Annotated in this window: 4 protein-coding genes and 1 tRNA gene; 3 read left to right on the forward strand and 2 right to left on the reverse strand. The window is 71.0% G+C overall.

Annotation, left to right across the window (positions count from 1 at the left end):
• Positions 1 to 202, reverse strand: a 202-nt coding sequence (locus tag VLF38_RS09185; RefSeq protein WP_325270966.1) for a MauE/DoxX family redox-associated membrane protein, incomplete at its 3' end; no start/stop codon positions are given.
• Positions 203 to 345: 143 nt separating this feature from the next.
• Here VLF38_RS09185 and orn point away from each other — a divergent pair.
• On the forward strand, positions 346 to 1,002 hold the full coding sequence (gene orn / locus VLF38_RS09190) for an oligoribonuclease (protein WP_325270967.1): 657 nt from the start codon (positions 346 to 348) through the stop codon (positions 1,000 to 1,002).
• A 35-nt stretch (positions 1,003 to 1,037) separates the two neighbouring features.
• Positions 1,038 to 1,113 (forward strand) — tRNA-His (locus VLF38_RS09195).
• A gap of 68 nt (positions 1,114 to 1,181) precedes the next feature.
• On the opposite strand, the gene VLF38_RS09200 is transcribed toward VLF38_RS09195, so the two are convergent.
• Complete coding sequence (locus tag VLF38_RS09200; RefSeq protein ID WP_325270968.1) at positions 1,182 to 2,624, reverse strand: aminopeptidase P family protein; 1,443 nt, start codon at positions 2,622 to 2,624, stop codon at positions 1,182 to 1,184.
• Between the two features lie 49 nt (positions 2,625 to 2,673).
• Between VLF38_RS09200 and VLF38_RS09205 the strand changes: the two genes are divergently transcribed.
• The coding region (locus VLF38_RS09205; RefSeq protein ID WP_325270969.1) for a PrsW family intramembrane metalloprotease at positions 2,674 to 3,486 on the forward strand (813 nt) is incomplete at its 3' end.

Genomic DNA, 3,486 nt, shown 5'->3' on the forward strand with positions numbered 1-3,486 from the left:
GGCCGAGGAGGAGGCAGGCCCCGACCACGACCTCGAGGACCGGGAGCAGGTGGCCGACGGTGGGGACGACGACCTCGGGAAGCAGCTCGTACGCCCGCACCGCGCGGACGCTTGCGGCGGGGTCGGGCAGCTTCAGCGCGCCGGCGACCACCCACACGGCGCCGACGACGACGCGGGCGAGGAGCCCGATCCAGCTGGCCATGGCTTCGACGCTAGGGCGGCTGGCTGAGTGCACGCTGAAACGAACGCGTGAAATCGGCAAGCAATCCGGGCGCAGATCGATGCCGGGATCGGCGGGGGTTCGCCAGGAGAACCGTGCGGCGTACGACGGGTAGGGTCGGGCCCGTGAACGACAAGCTGGTGTGGATCGACTGCGAGATGACCGGACTCGACCTCGGAGCCGATGCGCTCATCGAGATCGCCGCCCTGGTGACGGACTTCGACCTCAACGTGCTGGGTGAGGGTGTCGACATCATCGTCAAGCCGGAGCCGGCCGCGCTCGAGCAGATGAACGACTTCGTGCGCGACATGCACGTGAAGTCGGGGCTGCTCGAGGAGCTCGACGGCGGGCTGACGCTGGCCGAGGCGCAGGAGCAGGTGCTCGCCTACATCCGGGAGCACTGCCCCGAGGGCAGCCGGCCGCCACTCGCCGGCAACACGGTCGGCACGGACCGGGCGTTCATCGCGCGCGACATGCCCGAGCTCGAGGCGTTCCTGCACTACCGGATCATCGACGTCTCCTCCATCAAGGAGCTGTCACGCCGCTGGTTCCCGAAGGCGTGGTATCAGTCGCCCGAGAAGCGCGGCAACCACCGCGCGCTGGCTGACATCCAGGAGTCGATCGAGGAGCTCCGCTACTACCGCGAGGCCGTCTTCGTGCCGTCGCCCGGGCCGGACAGCGAGACTGCGAAGGCGATCGCCGCGCGGCACGGCGGCTCGATCACGGGCCTCGGACGTCCGGACACCGGGGCCGATTCGGACCAGACGGCCTCCACCCAGTAGAGTTCCGTTCGCGCTTCGACGACGTCGGAGCCATGGTGGGTGTAGCTCAGTTGGTAGAGCCCCGGCTTGTGGTGCCGGTTGTCGCGGGTTCAAGTCCCGTCATCCACCCCAGACCGCCAGAAGGCCCCCGGATCTCCGGGGGCCTTCTGCATTCCGTACGCCGCGTGGTCGCGGCCGGCTCAGGGCAGCAGCTGCCTCATCCAGTCCTCGACGTCGTCCGCGGTGCGCGGGAGGCTGTCGGAGAGGTTGAGCGATCCGTCGGCGGTGACGACGATGTCGTCCTCGATGCGGATGCCGATGCCGCGCAGCTCCTCGGGGACGAGCAGGTCGTCGGACTGGAAGTAGAGACCAGGCTCGACGGTCAGCACCATCCCCTCCTCGAGGTCGCCTCGCGGGTAGACGTCGGTCGAGGCGCGACCGCAGTCGTGGACGTCCATGCCGAGCATGTGGGAGGTGCCGTGGAGGGTCCAGCGGGCGTAGACCTTCGAGTCGGGATCGAGCGCCTCCTGGACGGAGACCGGCAGCAGGCTCAGCCCGTCGAGGCCCTCGGCGAGGACCTGCATCGCCGCCTCGTGGGCAGCGAGGAAGCGGCCGCCCGGGCGGACGGCGTCGATGCCGGCCTGCTGGGCCTCGAAGACGAGCGTGTAGAGGTCGCGCTGCAGGGGAGTGAAGCGGCCCGACACCGGCAGCGTGCGGGTCACGTCGGCGGTGTAGAGGTTGCGGCCCTCGACGCCCATGTCCAGGAGCACGAGCTCGCCGGGAACGATCGGGCCGGAGTTCTCGATCCAGTGCAGGGTGGTCGCGTGGGCGCCCCCGCCGACGATCGAGTCGTAGCCGAGGTCGTTGCCCATGGCGCGGGCACGGCGGAAGAAGGTGCCCTCGATCCAGCGCTCGCCGAACTCGAGCACGCGGTCCCACTCGCGGACCGAGTCGCTGAAGCCCAGGGTCGTGATGTCGCAGGCCTGCTGGAGCTCGCCGAGCTCCCAGGCGTCCTTGACCAAGCGCATCTCTGACAGCACCTGGGCGAGCTCGTCGTCGCCGGTGCCCGGCGCGACCGTGGTGTCGACGCGCTGGTCGACACCACGCAGCACCCGCGTCGGAGTCGTGCCGCCGAGGGCCCGGTCGAGCTCGTCGAGGTGGCGGACCTCGACACCGAGCGACGAGCTCATCTCGTGGAGCGAGGGCCGGCGACCGGCCCACAGCTCGCCGTACTGCCGGTCGCGGAAGAACTCGTCGGTCTCCCGCGAGGAGCGGGGTCGGGCGTAGAGGACGGACGAGCCGTCGGGCTCGACGAGGAGGACCGCGTCGGAGGTCTGGTTGCCCGAGAGCCAGGTGTGGGCGGTGTCGGGGCGGAAGCGGTAGTCGGTGTCGTTGGAGCGCACCTTGTAGCCGCCGGCGGGGACGACGAGCCGCTCGCCGGGGAAGGCCTCGGCCAACCGCTTGCGGCGGTCGCCGGCCGGTCCTGCCACGGGGTGCGGCGGCAGGTCGAGCTCGCGGTCTCCCCATCCGGTGCGCATGAACGCGGCGTAGGCCGCGGGCACGGCGGGGTCGTGGGACTCTGTGCGCGGGGTCTCCGGCTGGGGAGTCGTGGTTTCCGGTGCGATGTTGTCGGGTTCGGTCACGCTCCCCACGATACGGGCGGGTGCCACCCGTGCCGATAGGCTGCGCCCCATGTCAGTGACGGTGCCGCAGCCTCGCGCCACGCGCGACACGGTGCTCTTCACCGTGGTGGTCGCCGTGATCGCAGCCCTGGCCGCGATCCCGACCGGCCTGGCGATCCTCCTCGCCGGTGGCGGTCCGATCGTCGTGGTCGCCGCCTGCTTCGCCCTCGTGCCCGTCGGCCCCGTCGTGGCGGCGTACCTCTGGCTCGATCGCTACGAGCCGGAGCCCAAGGTGCTCCTCGCCCTGGGCCTGACCTGGGGCGCGTGCGTCGCCACCTTCATGGCGCTGGTCGCGCAGGAGGTCGGCACGATCATCCTGTCCCTCTCCGAGCAGGCCGGCGCGGTCGTGGTCGCGCCCCTGACCGAGGAGTTCGCCAAGGGACTCTTCCTCGTGCTGCTCCTGCTCTGGCGGCGCCACGAGATCGACGGCGTCCTGGACGGCATCGTCTACGCGGGCATGGTCGGGGTCGGCTTCGCCTTCACCGAGAACGTCCTCTACCTCGCGGTGGCGTGGAACGGCTCCGACGGTGCGCCCGGTGGCCTGGTCGGTCTCACCTCGACGTTCGTGATCCGCTGCCTGGCGAGCCCGTTCGCGCACCCCTTCTTCACCGCGATGATCGGCATCGGCGTCGGGCTCGCGATCCAGAGCCGCGGCCTGGCCGGCCGGATGGGCTGGCCGCTCCTCGGCTACGTGCTCGCGGTGCTCTGCCACGCCGCGTGGAACACCTCGGCGACCCTGGCCGGGGGCCGCGCCTTCGTGGCGGCGTACGCGATCGTGATGCTGCCGGCGTTCCTGCTCGCCGTGGGGTTCGCGCTGTGGGTC

The organism is Nocardioides sp. (assembly GCF_035481145.1).
In the GTDB taxonomy this organism is placed as follows: Bacteria; Actinomycetota; Actinomycetes; order Propionibacteriales; family Nocardioidaceae; genus Nocardioides.